Below are 20,151 nucleotides of genomic sequence, written 5' to 3' on the forward strand. Positions count from 1 at the left end.
TGCACTTCTCCCTGTGCAGCCATCAGCTGTCTACGGTTGTGCCAGGCGCGATCGGCCAAGTGATTTGTTCGGGGAAGCCGGGCAGCTTTTCGATACGGTTCAGCTCAACGCTGTAGAGCTTCCATTCGAGCAGTCGCAGCTGTTCATCATGGCTGGCATCACCGATGTCTTCGGCGTATTGCAGGGGCGCGATGCGCAGGACGGCGTCACGAAGTAACGTGTCTCGCAAGCGGAACACATCGACCTTGATCGCAGATACGCGCGCGGTTTCATCGAGTTTCCAAGTGTTGTCGATCCAGAAGTAACCGTCGCCCGGCCACGGTTCGGCAGTGAGTTCGTCTGGTAACTCTCCCGGCTCACTCCATATCTGCTTTACTCCGTTTTCCTTCCGATACACCAATCCTCGACGGTCTATCACCTCACGGGGAACGTTATTCACCAGCGTCCAGACGCGGCCGCTTTCAGGCGCAGGCAATTCGAATGAAAGTTGAACGGCATTACTCGGTAGTTGGACACCGAGGCCTGGCGTAACCGCAAGTTCAATAGGGCCAGTCAGGAAGCCCGAGTGATCAATCAGATAATTAAACATGGGCACCTCAGATAAGTTTGATTCGACCCGGATAGGCAATATTTCGAGGTCGCGTGACACCGCCGTGGTTCAGCAACTCAGAGTCTGCAATTGGCGTAACCGGTGCAGCAGGTGTGATGTACTTGACAGTGGCACCCGCGTAATCGGTGTAGTTCCCCATATCGAGTCCCAACTGGACCTTCTGGGAAACGATGTGTGTCGCGAACAGAATGTTGTCAGCGATGCCGTTGTCACCCTGGACCAACGAGCCTTTTTGCCAAGACCCTGGCGCGCGTCCGGTATCAACCAGACCGCCTTCGGCCAGCACGCGCAAAAATTCACCACGGGCCTCTGGCAGGCGGAAGGTCGTGGCGCCGTCTCCTGGAGTCCACGCACCACCGCGATCAGCTTCAGAACGCAACATGCCCGACTGCTGAGCGTGATCCCAAAGCCATGGCCATTCCGAGCGATTCAGCAAGGAACCATTCAGCGCGGCATAGCCACCCGGTAGAACTGCCAGCGTGGTCTCAAAATCGATACGTCCGATTGAAGAACCGTCCAGACGACCGACCGGCCACCAGTTGCCCGCCAGATCGCTGCGCAGATGCCACCAGTCACCCGCCCCCATCAACACTAGAAATGGATAGCCCGAAGTATTCAGGTGGGTGTGAAACCTGATCACATCACCGCTTGAACTTTGCACGACCAAGCGGTTACCGCTGTTATCAACACGCCGCACAATGACGTCGCGGATACCCAGTTTGGCGTTGGCTGGCGGTAGGCTGACGCTCAATGCGCCGGCCCCGGCATCGATCAAAACCAGACCGAGTTCCTGCTCGATCAACGTCTTGGAAGCAGCGATCCGCGTGACAACCGAACGCATCGGACTGGCACTCCCGACAATCGCCTGAATCGCCTTGAGCAACTGGCTGTTGTCCGCTTCCGAAGCCACCAACCCACCGCCGCTGATCACACTCAGGATCTCCTGAGTCACGCTGTTGCCCCACACCGCCGGAATCAACGAACCGGGCTTACCCGCCACCGGGTTTTCATCGACGAAGCGGCCATCGACAAGGCCGACGCTGGGGACGCTTTTTGGATAATCCATAGGTCTTTCGTTCCTTTGAAATAACAAATGAACCGCGTCACGAGCGCTGCCATTGCAACCTCGTCTACGGTCAGTTTCTGAAAATAAAAAAGCCCACTTTGGAGTGGGCTTTGGTGATACAGCACGAAGGGATCGCAACTGATTGATCGGATGACCGATCTTGATCGGAACAATTTTTCAAGCCACTCGTTAAGACAACCGGGCAAGCCACTTAGGCGTTTGTGGGCGCGACGCGGTATCAACGACATCGTTTGCGGCGGGCCAATCACGCAGGGCTTGGCGATAGGCGAGCAACTTCGCAAACTGCTTGGAACTCAAACTTGTTTGTACTCCGGCGTCTAGTTCATCGCGATGACGGATCACCACCCAGTCAGATTCGATGAGCACTGCCGTGCGCCATTGGCGCTCCGCTGTTGCTGCAGCGTCCTGCGAAACGGTCAATGCGGCAGGCTCGCTGAAGGTGTCGCCCTTAAAGATCCAACCTGTGGAGACCGGCTTGCCAACAGGAATCAAAACGCCGCAATCGACGTCTCCGTTCACCAAAGCAGTCACCAAACCGTTTTCGATTATGGCTTTCATAGTCAAACCTCCCAACGCACGCGCGCGTTGATGACACCTGCAGCACTAAGGTTCTGCGCCCACGCTACAATTAACACGCGTCCCATATAACGGTCCGTAAATCCACCCTCTGGTACAACCTGCGTCCCTGACACCGCTACACCGATCTCTTCACTGACCACGCCATAATCGGTTTTCACGTTGCCGTCAAAGTCGTAGATCCCTGCAATGTAGGCGCGCGGTTTACGGGCCCAGTTCAACGCTACCGAGTAACTGCCACTGGCAGCGGACCAGACTCCTACGGCTTCAAGCCGCGCCTTGTTCGCCAAAAGCGTTAGCTTGGGCGCCGTCCCTGCGCCTGCGGTCACCACTTTGGCTACAAGCATGTCGATACAGGTGGAGTCGAATCCGCCACCTCCGCCCCCGGTTCCGCCCTTCAATGCCGCCGGGATCGCATCGGTATCGGCACCTTTTTGCATGTAGCAAACCAGTGCCTCATCACGCACCTGCAATCGCAGAAAATAAGTGCTGTTGATATCAAGCGCAGGCGATGCCCATGCTGTCGTCAACAAGCCACGCGGCCGAGCTGTCATGCCAACGGTCACTTCTTCGCAGAGACTGACCAGAACACCGCCCGGTACCGACACGTTGCCTCCCGCCAAGCCGCTCGCAGCGGTCACTGCGATGCGGCCATCCACCGTAGCCACCGTCGGGAATGCCAGCGCGGCGAAGGGCAAGGCATCCTGGGACAGCACGGTTTTGAGTGACTTGAACAGTTGGTTCGACTCACTCTCGGAAGGCACCAGACCTGCCGCACGAATCACGGTCAGCAGCTCCTCGGTCACCGCATTGCCCCAAGTGGCCGGAATCAACGACCCCGGCGTTCCCATCAGCGGGTTCTCATCGACAAACTTCCCGTTCACCAACCCGGCGCTGGGCACACTTTTCGGATAATCCATCCCATTTACTCCCTAGTCATAGTTGATGTGCACCTTGGTATGCGCCGGCGCACTGCGGTGGATCAGGCATTCCAGTGCCGAGCCCGGGTTTACGCCGAAGCGTTCGCCCCAGTAACTCGCCCCGAAGCGTCGACCCAGCAGCAGGCGGCCGCCGGTGTTGAGCGTCCACATGAATTGCGCTTCCCAGGTGCCGAAATGCGCCGCGCCGAACCGTGCACGACCCATGCGTGGGGCTTCGTGTTCGGTGATGGAGGCGTTGGGGTAACCCTGGCTTTTGGCGATTTCGAGGTAGTAACCGACGGCCTGACTGCCAACCGCGAGCAAGCGCCGGCGCACGGCGAGGCGGCGGTCGTCGAACAGCGGTTCGGCGCCCAGGCACGGGTCGGGCAGGTTCATCACCCGCTCCCAGTCCGGCACCAGTTCACTGACGCCGGCCGGGTCCATTTCGTTGAGCAGGTCGGCGGCGCGGGCGTCGAGGCGCGCCAGTTCGACGGCGACGCCTTGCAGCACTTCTTCAAGTTCCGGAACCCGCTCCGGGTCCCATGCGGGACCCGATGGCAGCAATGCGCGAAGTTGCGCCTGATATTGTGCGGCGGTTCTTATGCCCCCCATACGCAACCTCCGAAGGTGAGCAGTTCACTTGGGGCGGCGGGCACATCGACGACCGGTGCGGTGAGCGTGTGATCGTATTCGCCGCCAGCGCTGCTGATGGCTTCGCGGATGTGGCTGATCAGCAACGGCACGCCAAGATCGGCTTCACGGTTGTGCAAGTCGCGCAACTGCGCTTCGACGGCGGCACGCACGGCGGTGGTGTCGGGATTGACGCTTTTGAAGCGATACACCACCGGCACTTGAATCGGCTTCTGCACATGCACTTCGGCGGTGACCGGACGCAGCGGTTCGATATAGTCCTGAACCTCTGCCAGTTGCTCGTCGTTGGGCACTGGTTGCGGATCGTCGTCACGCATGATGAACACCGTCACCGTACCCGGACCGAGCAAACCGCCACGGCACCACGCGCGGGTCACGCCCGGCACTTCCAGCGCCCAGGTCTCGTAGTCATTGGCCGAGCCGCCATGGGGGATGACGCGATAGGAGCGGATCACCCGCGAACGCAGCGACTCCAGACTTTCGCGAGCCACGCCACCGCTGAGTCCCGGCGCCAACACCACAAAACTGCTACCGACAATGCCGGCAATCGGCTGCACCGGGGTCAATGCCAGACCGGCATCGGCGTTACCCAAACTTCCGGCATCCAGCGCGGCGATGGTCGTGGCGTTGATGCCATTGGCGGTGGTGCGCGCCGTGGTCACTTTGTACGTGCGACCGTCGTTCGTTTGCAGCAGCGTGTCCACGTCCAGCACCGCACCGGCCGTTGCTGTGAAACTGACGCTGCCGCTGGCCACTTGCGCGGGTTTGCGCGGCTGGTTCAGACGCAGGGCGGCGATGCGTTCCAGGGTCGACTCGTCGGCCTTGTCCGGCAGGATCTGCTCGGCGATCCAGTCGAGATAACCGTACAGACCATAAGCGGCGCCGCCCAAGGTGCGGGCCAGCACTTGCGCATCGGACTGGCGCAGCGAATCGCCGGCCAGGTCGCTTTGGGTGCGCTTGATCAGCACCGGCAGCGAAGGGGTTTCAAACGGCATAGATCACCTGCCAACTGTTATCGGGGTTGATGTCCAGACGTTCACCGTCGGCCAGGGTCAGGACCGTGCGCAGGTTCAGGCGCTGGGCGTCGAGGCGTTCGCTGATGATGTCGATGGCGCTGCAATGGCCGTCGTCGATCAGCCATTGCAAGGCTTCGCGGGCATAAAACTCGGCGTCCATCTGGGTCTGTCGGGTCAGCTTGACCCGACGCAACAGCCACAGACGCGAGCCGATGCGATCGTCGGCAACGGTGGGAAAAGTGTCGCCCCACCAGCCGTAGCGCTCTTCATCGTCGAGGGCGTCGTCATCGGCGGCGCGACGCCAGCTGAACAGGCTGATGAGCACGGCGCGGGTCAGCGCGGCGTGGAGGTTCTGGCTGATAAACATCACTTGCCTCCTGCCGGTGCGCCGGTCTGGCCGTTGCCGGCCTGCACGCCGACGTGCACGTGTTTGATCTGGCTGATGCCGCCGGCGAGTTGATCGCCGGTGGACACGATCTTGCCGGTCTGGTTGATCACCGGCGTATCGAAGTTCACAGCGGTACTGGCGCGTATGTTCAGCGTGGCGGTTTCGATGTCGATGATCCGCCCGCGCTTGAAGTGAATTTTGTCGCCCTCGTCGGTGTAGATCGCCACTTCGCCACTGGCGAGCGATTGCAGGCGGTAGCGACGATCGGCGACCACCAGGGCGATAGCGTGGGAACGGTCACCGCCCAGAAATGTGACGACACCTTCGGCGCCGGGCAGCGGGTTGCTGGTGAAGCCGTAAGGTTCGAAGTGTTCGAGGTCATCGTTGACTTCGCCGGCGGTAAGGCGCATTTGCAGCGATTGCAGCTTGGATGCCGAATTGGCGAGCACGACAGTGCCGCGCGCCAGCAGGCGTGTCAGTAGGCTCATGGGGTGTCCTTCAAAAAGTGGCCCGAATGGGATCAATGTGGGAGCGAGCCTGCTCGCGAATGCGCTGGGTCAGGCACTGTGATGCTGAGGCTGCCGACGCTTTCGCGAGCAGGCTCGCTCCCACAGCGTCGGTGTAGGGCTCAGGTTTTTTTCGGGGGGATTGGATCAGGATCGAAGGTATGCGGCGGCGCGACTTGCAGGGTCGTCACCGAGCCCTGCGCCGACAGTGAATAAGTCACTTTGGATATCAGCATGTCGCCATCAAACCCGAGCACCGGATCCGTGACTTTCACCAGCGTGTTATGACGCCACAGATCACCGTTGGACTGACGCCAGCCCTGCACTTGATAAGTGGTGGACTGCGCCCGACCCATGCGCGTGGCGCTTTCCCATTGGGCGCGCTGCTGGGCCAGTTCGAAAGTCAGCGCGGTGCCCTCGTTGATGATCGTGGTTCGTCGACGTTTGAAGCTCAGGTCGGCCGCTGTCGATTCAACTTCGCTGACGGCCGCCCCACTCTTCTTGTCCGAGCCCTTTTGCTGACCGATCACCCGGTATTCGGAGAACACCTGGCTGTGATCCATCGCAGCGTTGGCCGACAAAATGTTCTTGCCCAACTCCAATGCATCGCTGGCCCGCCCGCCACTGCCGGGCTTGGCCAGTACCAGCCGGCCTTGCTCGTCATCGGTGGAAAACACCCGGAACAACGAGAGCAAACGGTCGATCGACTGGAACACCGTTTCACCCGGCACAATCGTGTGCTTGGCCAGCCGTGAGGTCTCGGCAATTTCGTTGACCACCATCAACGAATACTCCATCGCCAAGGCCTGGACAATGCTCAGCAACGGTTGCTCCTGCCATTGATTGGGCCGGTTGGTGGCGGCGCAATCGACCAGATCCTGAGTTTTGGAACTGCCCTCGACACTCAGGCTGATCTGCCGACCGTCGTAGGTAATGGGCGCCTTGAACACGTAACCGGTGAGCACTAGGTCCTTGCCGATTTTCACTTCGCAGGGGTCACCCGGTTTGATCCGTTGATCCACCGTCTGCCCCGGCCATTGCCAGGTGATGTCGAGTTTGAAGGTGCGAAACTGGCGCTCAAGATCAGCTGTGATTTGCACGCTTTTCCAGCCGCCGTACTCCATGTCGTTGACTATCAACGTAACGCGGTTATCCATCTCGCTCATGGTTCACTCCCCGGAGACTTTCACGTCGTTGGGCGAAAAACCCGGATGAGATATCCCGTTACGCTGAGTCACTTCGGTCACCCGAGTTGCATCGCCAAATTGCTTGTAGGCCACGACCACCGCCGGAAAGCTCTCCTGAAAGGATTTGCTGACTTGCCGCACACCGGACGACGCCACAGCCTTGAGATGCGCAATCAGCGCCTCTTTCACATCGCTGATGGCCTGGAAGTGCGCGGGGTCGGCCTTGTCCAGCATTGGATTGATCGCCACGGCCACGGCGTCACGCAGAGCCTGCATGTCGTCACTGACCGGGACTTCCTGCCGGGCCACCGGGCTCGTCGCCTGTTGGCCTACCGATGGCGTCGATTGCAGCTTCACCGGGGTGGTCGCCACCGGCATCGATGCCACCCATTGCGCCACTTTGACCAGCATTGTGTCCTGCACCAGATCCGCCATGGCTTGCGCCGCCGCGGTGGTGTCCTTGCCGGTGGTGATCTTCGGTGCATCGGCCTTGCGGATGGCTTCGAGTTGTTGCGACACGTCGGCAATCACGCCACGGTAGCCCTCCTTCGCGAACGCCTTCAGCTCCTTGATATCGCCGAGCAAACCCTTGAACTCCGCCGCCACTTCCTTGGGCAGCTCCTTGACGGCTTTGACCAGTTCGGTGATCTGTTTGTATTGCTCGATCAGCGGTTTGAGCTGTTCCTTGATCACTTCATAAACCCCGGTCAGGCTGTTGCGCAGATTGGCGATACCGATCCGCGCAGCCTTGATCAAGGTCATCGCCTGTTCGAAGCGTGCCACCGCCGAACCCAGCAAAGTGTCAGCCTTGGACAACAACACTTTCTGCGTACTGACGGTTGCCGTCGGAAACGGCAACGGCTGATCGGGATAGAACTTCAGCGCGAACGTGACCAACCCACCGTCCTGGCGGGTGTGGGTCATGTCGCACTCGCCGACCTTGACTTGCACGCGTCCGAGCCATGGATGCACCAGCTCACCGCTACCCGCCTCCAGCGCCTTGAGCAATTTGTCGCGCTGCTCCAGGCAATCGGCGCCGACGATAAATGCCGTCACCTCATGAGTCCGGGCCTGCTGGCCGAGATCCTCGAAAAAAGGCAGGTCACGCTGCGGATATTCATGCAACTGACCTTTGCGACCGACCGGGGTTTTCGCCTGATCGATCCAGAACCCGACACCGCGAAAGGATGCCGGCAACAAGCGGTCACGCCAGTTCATTGGAACCTCCTGCCGACAGTGAGCGATAGCCGATGCGCGACGACAGCGCCAGGCCCGGTTGATTGGTTTGCGGTTGATCGGTACGCAGCCCGGCCGGCGCGTTTTCGAAGCGCACGGTGAGGCCGCCCTCGAGTTGCGTGCGGTTGTTGGCGGCGCTTTGCTGGATCAGCGTGTTGGAGGTTTGCGACAGAGAGCCGGCCTGTAGGGCCGGTTTTTCCGGCGTAGTTCCGGGTGCCGCCAACGGGCTCGGTGACGACTCCACGGCGCCTTTGAAAAACACCGGCGCCAGTTCGCCTTTACCTTCAGCGTTGGTTTTCAATTGGGCTTGAGTGAAAACATCCACCCTGGCCTTGGCATCAGCGATCAGCTCGCCGAAACCGCCGTTGAAAAACGCCTTGATCGGTGCGATGGCGTCCTGAAACTTCTGCGCCCACTTTTCGATCCAGGCAGTAACAGGTGCCCAGTTCTCGATGATTTTTTCCAGCGGTGACCAGCCCAGTTGCTCGCGAATAACCGCGTACATCGCCACAAACGGCAGTTTGATGTAATCCCAGATCGCGGTGAACACACTGACCACCCCGCCCCAGACTGCCTGGATTACTTCCAGCGGCGACCAATCAAAGAAGCCTTGCAGGAAAGTCTGCACAGGCACCGAGACCGCCCTGAGCAAATCCCAGATCGAAGAGAACAGCCCGACCAATGGCCCCCAGTTATTCACGACCAGCCCATGAGGCGAATAGTTGAACCAGGTCTTGAAGAACTCCATCACCGGCGCCGCGACAGCCTTGACGCCCTCCCATAACGCCGCGAAAAAAGCCGTGACCGGTCCCCAGTTACTGATCAATTGCCCCAGCGGGGTGTAACCGAACATCGTCTCGAAAAACTCGGCCATCGGAATGACAACCGGCGCAATTTTCTGCCAGAGCCCGATGAAAAACGTCGAGACCGGTTTCCAGTTGGCCACGATCAAACCGGCAGCCAAGGCAATGCCAGCGGCAATCAGCATGATCGGGTTGGCCTTCATCACCATGCTCATCACGTCGAACACCTGGGTCGCGCCGGCCACAGCGGTTTGCATCGCCGAGAAAGCGATAGCCCCCGCCGCCAGGCCTTCGACCAGTTGCGGGTTGTCGGCGAGGATACCGCTGACCTGAGTGAGCATCGGCTCAAGTCCGACGACCAATGCACCGACAGCGGGCACCAGCGCGGCATCAATTGCGCCCGTGACCTTTTCCATCGACGCACTGAACACGTTCATGTTCTGCGCCGCGACTTTCGGTGCGGCGGGCAGGTCGACGGTTTTTGCCGTCGCGCTGACCTCGGTCAATTTGCCCTGAAACGCCGCCGCCGACTTGATCCCATCCACGAACGGCGTAATCACGCTGCCGCCCTTGAACAGACCACTGATGTCCAGTTTGCCGAGACCGGTCTGCTCAAGGTTTTTCTTGAAACTCTCGACATTGGCTCGAAGGGCGCCGAGTTTGGGCGACAGTTCATCGATGCCCGTGATCAGCACCGGTGTTTTCAATTTCTTTTCTTCGTCTGCCATCACTGCACCTGCTGCATCGCATTGATCCGTTGCGCGTGCTCCAGCGATTCGCGGAGCACATCCAGTGGCCTGGCCATCATCTGTTCGGGGTCAACCTTCCAGAACCAGGCCAGGTCATAGGCGACTGCGATCAGGTCGGTGATGGCGCCGACGCCGCACTCATGAAAAAACTCGCAACGGCCCAGCTCAGCGCATTGAGGTCAGCCAGATCCAGCTGGTTGACCGACGACGGCGGAATGCCGGCGCACACGGCGATGTATTTGGCCGCGACGTCCATGTCGAGGCTGACTTCTTCGCTCTTGTCGATCTTGTACGGCAGCGCCTTGATCGCTCGCACTTCCTGCACCGTCGGACGGCGCAGGACGAGTTCGGTCAGGGGCTCGCCGTGAGCTTCGATCGCAACCTGAAGCTTCACGGCGCCGCTCATTGCCAGGTCCCCTTGATGCCTTCGAATTTCAGTTCGATGGTCGCGTCATCGCCTTTGGAGACTGGCTCTTCGACCAGGTAAGCGCCGGCCAGCACATAGACTTTGCCGTTGCTGAATTCGCAGGTGACGGTGATATCGGTGCCGTCGATCAGCTTCTTCAGCGGGAAGTCGGGGGTGTGCAGCGCAGTCACTTTGAACGACGGTGCGATGTCGGTTTCCTTGTAGAAACCGGGTACGACGGTTTCGCGTTTGACCGCCATCAACGGGGCTTCGCAGCCGCCATTGATAGTCAGTTGTGCGCCGTCGACCTTGACGTAGCAGGTGCCTGCAATCAGTTGACCCATGGTGTTACTCCCTTTCATAAAAAAGCCCACGCGAGGTGGGCTGAATGCTTGACGTCAAACGCTGCGATCAGGCTGCGTCGTCGTATTGCAGGCGGAATTGGTTGAGCAGTGCGAACACGCGCAGACCGTTGATGTAATCCGGCGGGAACAGTACGTTCACGCGGCTCGGGTCCTGCACGTCGCGCTCGACGATCAGGTGCTCGGCGAACAGTTCGGCGTTCTCAACGTGGCCTTCCAGTTCGAGCTTGGCGTACTGGGCGATCAGCTCACCGCGAATGGTGCTCGGGGTGACGATTGGCTGGCCGGCGCCGAAACGGGTGCCGTCGGAAGCCAGTTTGTGCCGGCCGTACTTGCTGGTGATCACGCTTTGCAGACGACGCACGATGAACGCCGACTGGTGCATGGTTTCGCTGTCCAGGTAGGAGTTGTCAGCCTGGCCGTAAGCGTTTTTCTGGTAGGTGGTGATCGAACGCTGGATGCGCACGTAGCCGCCTTCGTAGTACGCGGTGGCGATGCCGTAGTTGAGCAGCGACTGACGCTCGGTCAGGGTGAAGCGCTCGCTCGCCGGCGCCGGATCGACACCCGGCAGGCTGCCGCTTTGGGTCGGACGGCTGGCGTCGGCGGAGATGAACACCGAGGTGCGTGCAGCCAGTGCGGCGGCTTGTACCCAGACCGGTTGCGGTACGCCCGGCTCCAGCGCCTGAATGGTCATATGCTGATCGTTACGCGCCTGGCCTGCAGCGACCAGAGTGCCGACGGTGCCGCGTTTGGCGCTGTAGACGTGACCGAACAGTTGCTTGGCCCAGGACCAGCGACCGGTGCTGTCATCCATGACCGCTTGCCAGGTGTTGAGGGTGGCCAGATCCGACCACGGCAGTGCGATGAACTCGAACGGCTCGTCACCCAGTGCCGCGAAAGCAGCGATCTGATCGGGCACGCCGGCGCCGCCGGTCATGGCGGTGACTGCGCTGGTCAGGCCAGCCGGGGTTTCTTCGCCGTTGCTCTTGCCCAGGCGATTGAATTGCAGGCTGATGTCATTGCCGCTGTCGCCAGTCCATTTGGCAGACAGGGTGACCACACCTTCGGCCGCTGCCGCACTCACCGGGAGATCGGCACTGGCATTGATTTTCTGCGCCAGCGCAGTGGCTGCCTGAGCAGCGGTTGCACCGTTGACCACGGTGGCTTGTACACGCACGCCGCCAACATACAGGTTGAGCAGACCCGCCTGAGTCGCGGTGCCGGTCAGGGTCAGCACGCCTTTGGCGACGGCGCCTTCAGTGTTGTGCAGCGGCAGGCACCAGATCTCGCCAATCGGGTCGGCCTTGCGGAAGGTCTCGTACATCGAGGCGAGCATCGAGCCCTGACCACCAATGCTTTTCGCCAGTGCAACGCTGGAGACCAGCACCAGTTTGCCGACCTCGCTCGGGGCGACGTTATCGTTGACCTGGGCGACGATCAAACGGCGCATGGTCGAGCTCGCGCTATTGGCGGCCGAGTTGTCCATTTCGGCATAGAACAGCGGTACACGAATGTCCGCGGGGATGTTGCTGAATCCGATCGCCATTATTTGGCTCCCTGTGGTTTAGCCGCTTTTGCGGTTTTGAGTGTGATATCGCCGTCGGCCAGACGTCGGCGCCACCAGGCGCTGTCCAGCACTTCACGGCCTTCGAGGGGCAGCAGATCGCCCGCCTCCGGGTCAGGTACGGCACGGCCAGCGGCCGGCAGTACGGTGATGCGATTGCTCATGGGGTTACCTCTGCAGAGAAAGTCAGTTCCACGCGCCCATCGGGGCCCGGGCGTTTCAGGTTGGGGTCGGCGGGGTCGATCGCATCGACTCGCACGGTGGCCCCGGTAAAGGACGACAAACCGTCCAGTTCACGTTCGTGCCAGCTCTGCGCAGGTTGACCGGGCAGATTGCGACCGAGCTGGAACTCGGCAAAAAAGCGCAGCCGATAGAAGGCCCGGCTGCTGTTGATCGAGATCATTTCGCCGCCGTCGTAGACGATGGCGCTGTAGTCGGTGCCCGGCTTGAACCCCACCAGCGCGCGCCACAGTTCGGCGCGCAGGTCGTGCAACAGATCCAGCGCTTTTGTAGCGTCGGTGGCGTCAAGCGCGAGGACGATGTCGAAGCGGTCGCGGATTGGTTGGGTGGTGAGGTTTTGTGCGGTGCTGTTGCTGGCCATATCGGCCAGCGGTGTGACGTGGGCCGAAGGTGTCGGCAGATCAGGGTTGCCTTGCAGCAACGCCAGATCGACACCCACTGCAATGTGATTGGCCAGGCTGGGGCATTGCGCACGCAACTGCGTGAGGATCGGGGTGATCTTCATGGTGGTGTTCCGGAATTAGGGGGAGTTAACGCAGAGCCCAATGTAGGAGCGAGCCTGCTCGCGAAAGCGGTGGATCAGTCGCCATCAAAGTTGAAGGTGCCGGCCTCTTCGCGAGCAGGCTCGCTCCCACGGGGTGTTGTGCAGGGATCAGGCTTTGGGATCGAGGCCGGTTGCCTCGATCAGACAGCGATAGCTTTCCTCGCGCTTGCCGCTGGCGGTGACTTTTTCGATCGACCAGCGACCGCGCATGAAGTCTGGCCAGGTGTCATCGAGCACCAACAGGCCTTCGGCAGCCAGCAGCGGATCGCCCGGGCAGGTGACCTTCAGCTTGTATTTCTCGCGCAGCATCTTGCGCACTTCGGCTTCGCCGATGGCTTTGGCTTCTTCTTCACTGGCCTGTTTCTGGCGAATGACCTTGTAGGGTGCGGAACCGGTTATCACCTCGCGCAGTTTGCCGGCGGCGATGTCCCAGAAGCAGGTCTTGCAACCCTGATTCTGGGTGCGGGCAGTCTCTTCCAGTGTGGCGCTGATGAAGGCGTGATCACCCGGTCGATTGTTGCGGGTCACCGACAGCCTGACGTCCGGTATCACTTGGCCCGACAGGTTTTTCAGTTGCGCCGGTTTCGCCAGCACGTAGAGGTCGTTGAACGGTTTGGCCACCGCGTCGTACTTCTTTGCCAGTCGCGTGATAAAGCCCATGTCGGTTTCGTTCGACTGATCAACATGAGCAATCCGGATCAGCGCCAGTTCGGGATCGACGCGCGGCGAAAAACCGTGCGGCGAGACCAACTGGCGAAACAGTGCGCCAAGGGTGGTGGGGCCATGACTGGCCGTGCGCCGTTCCTTGAATCGGGTCTCATCCTTGCCGCTGAAAGGCGCTGCGGTCGCCACCAGCGTCAGGCGCAAAGGGAACAGCGTCGGGGTCAGTCGAGTCACCTTGAACTGGCCCTTTTCGACCAGCCCGGACTCCAGATAGCCCACCCGCAGGCCGATGGTTCCGCCCAGGGTCGGCAAGCCTTCAAGGCCTTCCAGGTCGATCACCAATGTCAGTTGATCGGACTCCATCCCGGCAGCATCAATGTGTTCCCAACTGATCAGGCGCTGGTTCAGCAAGGCCTGGTTGGCGCCGTAGATTTCGATTGCCGGTGTAAATCCCTGTGCCATGCAACCTCCTTAGTCCCAAGCCAAAACCGGTTTGATTGCGGCGGGTCGGCTGTCGAGTTCCGGCAGCGTCACCCAAATGCCCGCCGGCAAAACGGGGCCGTGTTCGGCCAGGGTCGCATTAAGTTGCCACAACGCTTCTTCGGCCTGATCGTCTGAGCGACCCGATTCGCGGTAGAGCAGCAGATTGACCGAATCACCGGCCACGCTTCGGACCTTACGCATTGTTGAACTCCGCTAATTCGAGTACCCACTTGATCACCATCGCGGTGCCGTCATCGATGACCTCGCTCTGGTTTTCCTGAACGCTGTTGATCCGCCACAACCCCCAGTTGCGACCGATGCCGTCGATCAACGGCAGCGGTGCTCTCAAGGCTTGCAGCGCACGCAGTTCATTGAGCCGTTCCATGGCCACGGCGTACATCGCGGTGCCGCCGATGGTCAGGGTTTCGGGCTTCTGTCCGGTCTGATGGGATTTGGGTTTACTGGTGAGGATCTGCAATTCAGTCCAGCCACCGTCGGATTTGCGCGCCAGCGTGCTGTAAGCAAACTCGCGGGACAGGCCGAAGATGAAACTGCCGAGTGCCATTTGTTGTTTCATCAGGCGACTCCATCGCTGAGGGCTGCGTCGCGGCGGGTGGCGAGGGGGTTGGTGCTTATCAAAGGCGTAAAGTCAGAAGTGAAATGTGACTGCATGACCTGCGCGACCATGGCGGTCACTTTTTCAGCGCTCACCAGATCGCCGCCACTGAAGTTAAAAGCGGGCGCGTAGGTGACATTCTGGCTCTGCTGATTTTGCGTCTGCACACTGCTCAGGCCGGCGCTGACTTCTGACGGTGGAGCAAGCCGATCAGGCGCGGGTGTCGCAAGCTTTTCACCCAGCGCTTCCCCTTCCTGACTGCCGTAAAAACTGCCGATAGCACCGCCCAATGCACCACCGATTAACGTACCGATGCCGGGCAGAATGAAAGTACCGATCGTGGCGCCGATACTCGCGCCGGCATAGCCACCGGCCAGGCCGCCCGCTGCCATGCCTACGCCACCAGCGACTTTTTTCGTATCGCCCTCGGCCACGCCTTCGACGACTTTCATACCGGCTCCGACCATCGTCAACGGCATGCTCAATGGACCTGCCACCCGGCCGACCCGGGCGCCCTGACTGATCAGACTGCGGCCTGGAGCGGAGACCAGAAATCTGGCCCGATTCAGGGCGGCGGTACCGAGGGCGCCGGCACTGGCCGTGAGACTGCCCAAGCCGGATCTGATGCCGGCCATGACGGGGCCTGTCCACGTGGCGGCTTGGGACGCCAATGCGCCCAACGGCTTGCCGCCCTTCATTCCGGCAGCCATCAGGATCAGCGCGCCAGCGAGTGCCGGGGCTTTTTCCGCCACCTCACTTAAACCATCGGCTGCACCTCCGACTTTTTCCACCAGGTAATCAAAAACTGGCAGCACGGTATCGCCGGCGGATGAATAGAGCCGGTCCTTCTGGGCGCCGAAGATGTTCCAGCGTGCCTGCGAAGTATCCGCGAGTGTCAGGGCAGTCTGATCAACCGCCCCTGTGTACTGTTTTTTATCCTTTTCATCCTTTTTACCCGCCACCAGTGCAAAGGCGCGCTGCACGTCAGCGGTGTTCTCGAGCATTTGCCGCACCGGTTGGGCGACCGAGAACAACGTTGTCGACAACGCGGATTGCTCATTCGGGGATTGCTTTTTCAGCGCCTCCAGCAACTCCAAGATCGCGCCGGGAGCATTGCCTTTCATTTTCTCGGCCAAGGCCTTGGGGTCGAGCTGCAGCTGAGCGAACGCCGCTTTCTGGCTTGCAGAAGCTTTATCCCCGAGTGCCAGGGTCGTCGTGATTTTTTCGAACGCTACGCCCGCATCGGCCTTGTTTACCCCGGCGTTAAGCAACGCCGCAGAAAATGCCGCGGCTTGCTCGGGCGCCATTCCGGCGCCTTTTGCCGATGTGCCGTAAGTGCCCAGAATCGAACCGATATCAGCGGCAGAAGCGGCCAATCGACTGTCGAGCAAACTGGTCGCGTCAGCGAGATCGAGGGTTTGCGCGCGATTGAGGCTCATCGAGGTACGCCAGCCGATCAACAGGTCCGCGGCATCCAGCGGTTTCATCTTGAACGCGGTCGCCGTGACCGCTGTGTCTCTGGTGAAATCCATCAGGTCGTTTTGCCTGCCGGCTTGATCGATATTGCCTTCGGCATCCAACCGATCATTGCCGACCCCGGCCTTGGCGCCAGCGTAGCCGATGCTTGCCAGCTCAACCGCAGTTGTACCGCCGGCAGCCACCTTCGCCTCGGTGGCCATCTTCTCCAGCGCGACCTGCAACGTTTTGCGTTGGTCGCCTTCAAGCCCGACGACCAGATCAAGCCTCGCCATCGCGGCGTCGAGATTGATGGCCGGTTGCAAAGGCTGATATGGCGCCGTGGCGGCATTCTCACTCGGCGTTTTTTGCCCGGCGTCAAGGGCCATTCCGCCCATTTGTGATTGTCGGTCGTTCAGTGCCTGTTGCAGCGAGTGCTGTGACATCAGCACCGTGTGTATCGACCCCAGCACATCCCTGAGCTGAACCTGTTCGGCCGTCAACTGACGCAGCTCGGCGGTGGCATCTGCCAGCGCCAGGCTCAGCCCGGCAAACCCGCCATCCGCTTTCAACATCGGCTCCACACCTGCCGAACCGATGTCTCGCGCAGACATCACTGGAGACTTCAGCGTGGCCGTGGTGTGTGCCGTTCGGGTCTCTTGATTGACATTCGCGAACGTCAACGCATAGTTATCGTCTGCCATGCCGCTCTACTCCTGTTTCACGCCAAGGCGAGTGATCGCTATGTCGTAGCGGCGCAACGCCTTTTCGGCGTCCCATTCCAGAATTTCCGCCTCACTTACCGGGTAAATGAGCGGCACGATATCGAGGATTACTTCGATGTCGCGTTCCGAAAGTAGGCCGCCGGCTGGTTTAAAAAATCGTCTATGCGCACCTGCAATTGTGTCCAGTCCGGGACGCTCAACAGGGCCAGATCGGGGATCATCAGGCCGGTGCAATGGGCGGTGATGAACTCGGCGCGTTCCTTGGCCGTTTTCAGTTTCTTCATCACTTTGGTGGCGCGCAGTGCGGGCATTTCCAGGCTCAGCGACGTCACAGTGCGGCCGGTGATGGCGAGCGGTTGCAGCAGTTGGATTTGATCGGGATCGTCGGACTTTTCCGCGTTTTCAACCTGATCGAGAAAGTACGACGCCGGACGGGTCGACATTTCGTGCACGTACTGGGCGATGCTCACGTAGTCCGGGCGTTTGAGCTGGTCGAGTTCCTTGACCGACAGGCCGGTGGCCAGCAACGCGAGTTCGAAGAACTGATCGTCTTCGTCATCGCCGGCACGTTCCAGCGCATCTTTCTGCGCGGCGTAGAACAGCGGCTTGAGCTGGATCGTTTCGATCTGCGAGCCGTCGTCACCGGTAATCGGCGACAACAGGTCATGCTTGGGTGGCATCCACGACATGAATGAATTCCTTGGTGATTCTTGGGGGTTACTCAATTTTTCTGCCAGTCACGCTGGCCCACTGTGGGAGCGAGCCTGCTCGCGAAAGCGGTCGTTCAGTCACATTGATGTTGAATGTGCTCAAGCCTTCGCGAGCAGGCTCGCTCCCACAGGTTTTTGCTCTGCGCCGGGTTACGGCATCAACACCGCACGCCGCGCATCACCGAGGATGTCGACGCCGTTGAGCACAAACTTCTGCGTGCGCACGTCGATGTCGATCACCGGTACGCCGTTTTCCAGACGGTTGTAGGTGCGGCAGGACAACTCCAGATTGGTCTTGGGTTTTTCGCCCATTTTCACCGCCGTTTCCTCAAGGGATTTCAGCTTGCCGCCGACGGTGTGGTAGGTGAACCAGGTGTTGCCATCCTGATCCTGACCGGCTTCACGCACGTTCAGCAGAATGTCGTCGCCAAGGTTCACACCCAGCGCCAGCATCACTTCTGTACCCATGCCTTGCAGGGTCAACTTGGCGTTGAGGGCTTTGCCACCTTTGACCATTTCTTCAACAATGAAGCGGCCACCGCGCATCTCTTCCACGTCGAATTCGATCTTCGGCGGAGTAAATTCTTCCACGGTCGCCGACAGCGGCAGGCCTTGCAGAGTGGCCGCGATGGCCTGGCGATTACGGTTGGTAAACATTAGAGAACGTCCTCCAGGAACTGCTCGATGATTTCATCGCGGGCGTTGAGTTGATAAACCATGTGTTCGTTCGGCGCGTAGCGGCCGTAGTCGATGACCACGTACCAGGTGCCGTTCTTGTACTTCTCGACGCTGTTGAGTTCCGGGTGCAGGTACACGCTGCCGCCGGGAATGGTTTCGTCGGCGACCAGGGTTTGCAGCCAGTCGTTGATGCGCTTGACCTCCTGATCCATGAAGGACTTGGTCAGGTTCTTGGCCATGGCTTTCTGGCCGGCCTTGACCAGTTTGCGGCTGATCGCATCTTCGAGGCCGACGTAGCTGATGAACTTGCCGGTGATCGAGCGGTTACCCAGCAGCGAGAAGCCGCCGAGCACGGTGCGGGCGTAGTAGCTGACGCCATAGCGGTTGAGCAGATCGCCTTCGGTGGAGGTGTCGAGGATGTTGTATTCGACGACCCGCGATACATCTTCGGCGTAGGTCACCTGGTTGCCCGGGCTTTCCCATTGCTTGACCTTGGCCAGCGCGGCGATCGCCAGGCTGGAGGGCGACAGGAAGACGTTTTTCTTCGCCGCTTTGGAGTAAACGGCGGGCATGTTGTGCACCACCAGGCAACGGTCGAAACCGAGATCGGCGCCGCCGAGTTCCTGGCTGTAAGCCACTTGATCAGCGACCGAGGCGTCCTTGCCATCCAGTACCACACGGGCCTTGATGCGCTTGCCGAACGAGGCGAACTCGCTGGCCACCGCTTTGGTGCCGGTGAAGCCCGGCGCGCCGATGATGGTCAGGTCTTCCGGGACACTGCCCAGCGCAGCCAGACCAAGCTTGCGGCCAGTCGCCGGCTCAACGCCGCCGATCACTGCATTGACGGTATCAGCCGGGGTCGCACCCGCTTCGACGATCACGACATACACCGGCACCTTGACCACTTTGAGGATCTGGTAAACCGCGTGGTACAGGGTGCCCTCTTCCGAACCGGTCGGATCGAGCAGTGCATGGGTGGTGAAGCTGTTGATGCGGAACGGTGCGTTACGCGGAATCAGCGGATCAGCCTTCGGCGCGGTGCCGACCAGACCGATGACGTTGTCACCCAGGCCACCCATGGCCTCGGGGGATTCAGTGGCATTGACGGTAATGCCGTTGTGCTCGAAGTTCAGAACCTCAGCCATGTTTAGTCAGCCTTCTTGGCAGCGGCCTTTTTGGCCTGAGTGGAGGGTGTTTTCAGTTCAAGTCGACCAGCGATGTGCAGCGCACTGGCCTCGACGTCGAGCAGATCAAGGTCTTGACCGACGCTCGACCAGTGCCCACCGCCGGTGGGGAATGGGACGAGCACGATGTAGGTTTGGCGGGTTGCCATTTTTCGTTTCTCCATAAACGGGAAAGCCCCTCGGGGAGGGGCTTTGGCGGGTGTAGGTTTTTTTAGGCAGATAAGAAAACGCCTCGGGGTTCGGGGCGTTTATTGCAGATTTGCGGATTCAGGCGGCGATGAATCCGGCCAGCCTTCGGCGAGCATCTCATCGCGATACTCGCCCGCCTCGATTGCACGTAACAAGCTCAGCTCACGGTCAAAACAGGCTTGTACGTGTGCCCGAACGGCTTTGGCAATGACGATGATCTGCGCTGATCCGATCTCGACGAAACCGGTCAGGGTTTTGAAATTGCAGCGGTAATTGGTGTCGAGGACGGCAGCCAATCCGGTACTCGCAATGAGCGCCTGGCTATCGCGGGTTGTTTCGATGTGTAGGCCTTCGACAACGACCCCCGTAGCCTCGCGCTTGTAACGTTCAGCAGCGACTACCTGCTTATAGTCCGGAACCACTGCCGGGAAAGGTTGTTTGACAATATCGTCACCCTCCCGTCGCCAGATTCCGTCAGTTTCCTGGGTGATCTGGAAAAACAACGATTCGCTCAGTTTTACAGCAGAGTCCGGAATGACGTGTAGACCATCGATCAGGCAGGTTTGCAGCGTCGAGTCATCGTTAAATACAGCGTATTTCATA

The 20,151-nt window shown here is 60.0% G+C and carries 25 protein-coding genes; all 25 read right to left on the reverse strand.

What is annotated here, in order from left to right:
• Window positions 1–22: 22 nt before the first annotated feature.
• The 25 genes from JJD74_RS10725 to JJD74_RS10845 all read right to left on the reverse strand — a co-directional run bounded on the left by JJD74_RS10725 (window position 23) and on the right by JJD74_RS10845 (window position 20,150).
• The gene (locus JJD74_RS10725; protein WP_115146412.1) at window positions 23–589 is read right to left on the reverse strand and encodes a tail fiber assembly protein; all 567 of its coding nucleotides are present in this window, start codon (window positions 587–589) and stop codon (window positions 23–25) included.
• A gap of 7 nt (window positions 590–596) precedes the next feature.
• A complete protein-coding gene (locus JJD74_RS10730; RefSeq protein ID WP_115146411.1) occupies window positions 597–1,676 on the reverse strand; it encodes a phage tail protein in 1,080 nt (359 codons plus the stop codon).
• A 189-nt stretch (window positions 1,677–1,865) separates the two neighbouring features.
• Entirely contained in the window at window positions 1,866–2,255 is a 390-nt protein-coding gene (locus JJD74_RS10735; RefSeq protein WP_200613614.1) for a phage tail assembly chaperone, read from the reverse strand.
• Window positions 2,256–2,257: 2 nt separating this feature from the next.
• On the reverse strand, window positions 2,258–3,193 hold the full coding sequence (locus tag JJD74_RS30775) for a hypothetical protein (protein WP_234451706.1): 936 nt from the start codon (window positions 3,191–3,193) through the stop codon (window positions 2,258–2,260).
• Window positions 3,194–3,205: 12 nt separating this feature from the next.
• A complete protein-coding gene (locus tag JJD74_RS10745; RefSeq protein WP_042557915.1) occupies window positions 3,206–3,805 on the reverse strand; it encodes a YmfQ family protein in 600 nt (199 codons plus the stop codon).
• Window positions 3,793–4,839 carry a baseplate J/gp47 family protein gene (locus JJD74_RS10750; protein ID WP_200613619.1) on the reverse strand — a complete coding sequence of 349 codons (1,047 nt, stop codon included), beginning with the start codon at window positions 4,837–4,839 and terminating at the stop codon, window positions 3,793–3,795. The genes JJD74_RS10745 and JJD74_RS10750 overlap by 13 nt, the downstream gene beginning before the upstream one ends.
• Complete coding sequence (locus tag JJD74_RS10755) at window positions 4,829–5,227, reverse strand: phage GP46 family protein (protein WP_042557913.1); 399 nt, start codon at window positions 5,225–5,227, stop codon at window positions 4,829–4,831. Before JJD74_RS10755 ends, JJD74_RS10750 begins: the two co-directional genes overlap by 11 nt.
• The gene (locus tag JJD74_RS10760; protein WP_042557912.1) at window positions 5,227–5,736 is read right to left on the reverse strand and encodes a phage baseplate assembly protein V; all 510 of its coding nucleotides are present in this window, start codon (window positions 5,734–5,736) and stop codon (window positions 5,227–5,229) included. Before JJD74_RS10760 ends, JJD74_RS10755 begins: the two co-directional genes overlap by 1 nt.
• A 140-nt stretch (window positions 5,737–5,876) precedes the next feature.
• Entirely contained in the window at window positions 5,877–6,920 is a 1,044-nt protein-coding gene (locus tag JJD74_RS10765; RefSeq protein ID WP_200613624.1) for a phage baseplate assembly protein, read from the reverse strand.
• Window positions 6,921–6,923: 3 nt separating this feature from the next.
• The gene (locus tag JJD74_RS10770; RefSeq protein ID WP_047299941.1) at window positions 6,924–8,159 is read right to left on the reverse strand and encodes a DNA circularization protein; all 1,236 of its coding nucleotides are present in this window, start codon (window positions 8,157–8,159) and stop codon (window positions 6,924–6,926) included.
• Complete coding sequence (locus JJD74_RS10775) at window positions 8,146–9,708, reverse strand: phage tail protein (protein WP_200613629.1); 1,563 nt, start codon at window positions 9,706–9,708, stop codon at window positions 8,146–8,148. Before JJD74_RS10775 ends, JJD74_RS10770 begins: the two co-directional genes overlap by 14 nt.
• 130 nt (window positions 9,709–9,838) lie before the next feature.
• Window positions 9,839–10,135, reverse strand: coding sequence for a phage tail assembly protein (locus JJD74_RS10780; protein ID WP_007908778.1), 297 nt, complete (start codon window positions 10,133–10,135; stop codon window positions 9,839–9,841).
• The gene (locus tag JJD74_RS10785) at window positions 10,132–10,479 is read right to left on the reverse strand and encodes a phage tail tube protein (RefSeq protein WP_042557909.1); all 348 of its coding nucleotides are present in this window, start codon (window positions 10,477–10,479) and stop codon (window positions 10,132–10,134) included. The genes JJD74_RS10780 and JJD74_RS10785 overlap by 4 nt, the downstream gene beginning before the upstream one ends.
• 67 nt (window positions 10,480–10,546) lie before the next feature.
• Window positions 10,547–12,043: a phage tail sheath subtilisin-like domain-containing protein gene (locus JJD74_RS10790; protein WP_200613644.1), complete on the reverse strand. Its 1,497-nt coding sequence runs from the start codon at window positions 12,041–12,043 to the stop codon at window positions 10,547–10,549.
• The gene (locus JJD74_RS10795; protein ID WP_003222219.1) at window positions 12,043–12,225 is read right to left on the reverse strand and encodes a DUF2635 domain-containing protein; all 183 of its coding nucleotides are present in this window, start codon (window positions 12,223–12,225) and stop codon (window positions 12,043–12,045) included. Before JJD74_RS10795 ends, JJD74_RS10790 begins: the two co-directional genes overlap by 1 nt.
• Window positions 12,222–12,806: a phage tail terminator protein gene (locus JJD74_RS10800; protein WP_200613647.1), complete on the reverse strand. Its 585-nt coding sequence runs from the start codon at window positions 12,804–12,806 to the stop codon at window positions 12,222–12,224. Before JJD74_RS10800 ends, JJD74_RS10795 begins: the two co-directional genes overlap by 4 nt.
• A gap of 147 nt (window positions 12,807–12,953) precedes the next feature.
• Window positions 12,954–13,970 (reverse strand): phage-like tail protein, encoded by a 1,017-nt coding sequence (locus tag JJD74_RS10805; protein WP_047299937.1) that lies wholly within the window; start codon window positions 13,968–13,970, stop codon window positions 12,954–12,956.
• Window positions 13,971–13,979: 9 nt separating this feature from the next.
• Window positions 13,980–14,192, reverse strand: a complete 213-nt coding sequence (locus tag JJD74_RS10810; protein WP_047299936.1) for a tail protein X — start codon at window positions 14,190–14,192, stop codon at window positions 13,980–13,982.
• Window positions 14,185–14,568 (reverse strand): phage tail protein, encoded by a 384-nt coding sequence (locus JJD74_RS10815; protein ID WP_047299935.1) that lies wholly within the window; start codon window positions 14,566–14,568, stop codon window positions 14,185–14,187. Before JJD74_RS10815 ends, JJD74_RS10810 begins: the two co-directional genes overlap by 8 nt.
• The gene (locus JJD74_RS10820) at window positions 14,568–16,766 is read right to left on the reverse strand and encodes a phage tail tape measure protein (RefSeq protein WP_200613650.1); all 2,199 of its coding nucleotides are present in this window, start codon (window positions 16,764–16,766) and stop codon (window positions 14,568–14,570) included. The genes JJD74_RS10815 and JJD74_RS10820 overlap by 1 nt, the downstream gene beginning before the upstream one ends.
• 128 nt (window positions 16,767–16,894) lie before the next feature.
• Complete coding sequence (locus JJD74_RS10825; protein WP_047299933.1) at window positions 16,895–17,476, reverse strand: phage tail assembly protein; 582 nt, start codon at window positions 17,474–17,476, stop codon at window positions 16,895–16,897.
• A 171-nt stretch (window positions 17,477–17,647) separates the two neighbouring features.
• Entirely contained in the window at window positions 17,648–18,154 is a 507-nt protein-coding gene (locus tag JJD74_RS10830) for a phage major tail tube protein (RefSeq protein WP_047299932.1), read from the reverse strand.
• Window positions 18,154–19,320: a phage tail protein gene (locus JJD74_RS10835; RefSeq protein WP_115146400.1), complete on the reverse strand. Its 1,167-nt coding sequence runs from the start codon at window positions 19,318–19,320 to the stop codon at window positions 18,154–18,156. Before JJD74_RS10835 ends, JJD74_RS10830 begins: the two co-directional genes overlap by 1 nt.
• A 2-nt stretch (window positions 19,321–19,322) precedes the next feature.
• On the reverse strand, window positions 19,323–19,508 hold the full coding sequence (locus JJD74_RS10840; protein ID WP_200613652.1) for a hypothetical protein: 186 nt from the start codon (window positions 19,506–19,508) through the stop codon (window positions 19,323–19,325).
• A 99-nt stretch (window positions 19,509–19,607) separates the two neighbouring features.
• Entirely contained in the window at window positions 19,608–20,150 is a 543-nt protein-coding gene (locus tag JJD74_RS10845; RefSeq protein WP_200613655.1) for a DUF4376 domain-containing protein, read from the reverse strand.
• Window position 20,151 lies beyond the last annotated feature (1 nt).

It is taken from the genome of Pseudomonas sp. MF6776 (assembly GCF_016613125.1).
Lineage (GTDB): Bacteria > Pseudomonadota > Gammaproteobacteria > Pseudomonadales > Pseudomonadaceae > Aquipseudomonas > Aquipseudomonas iridis.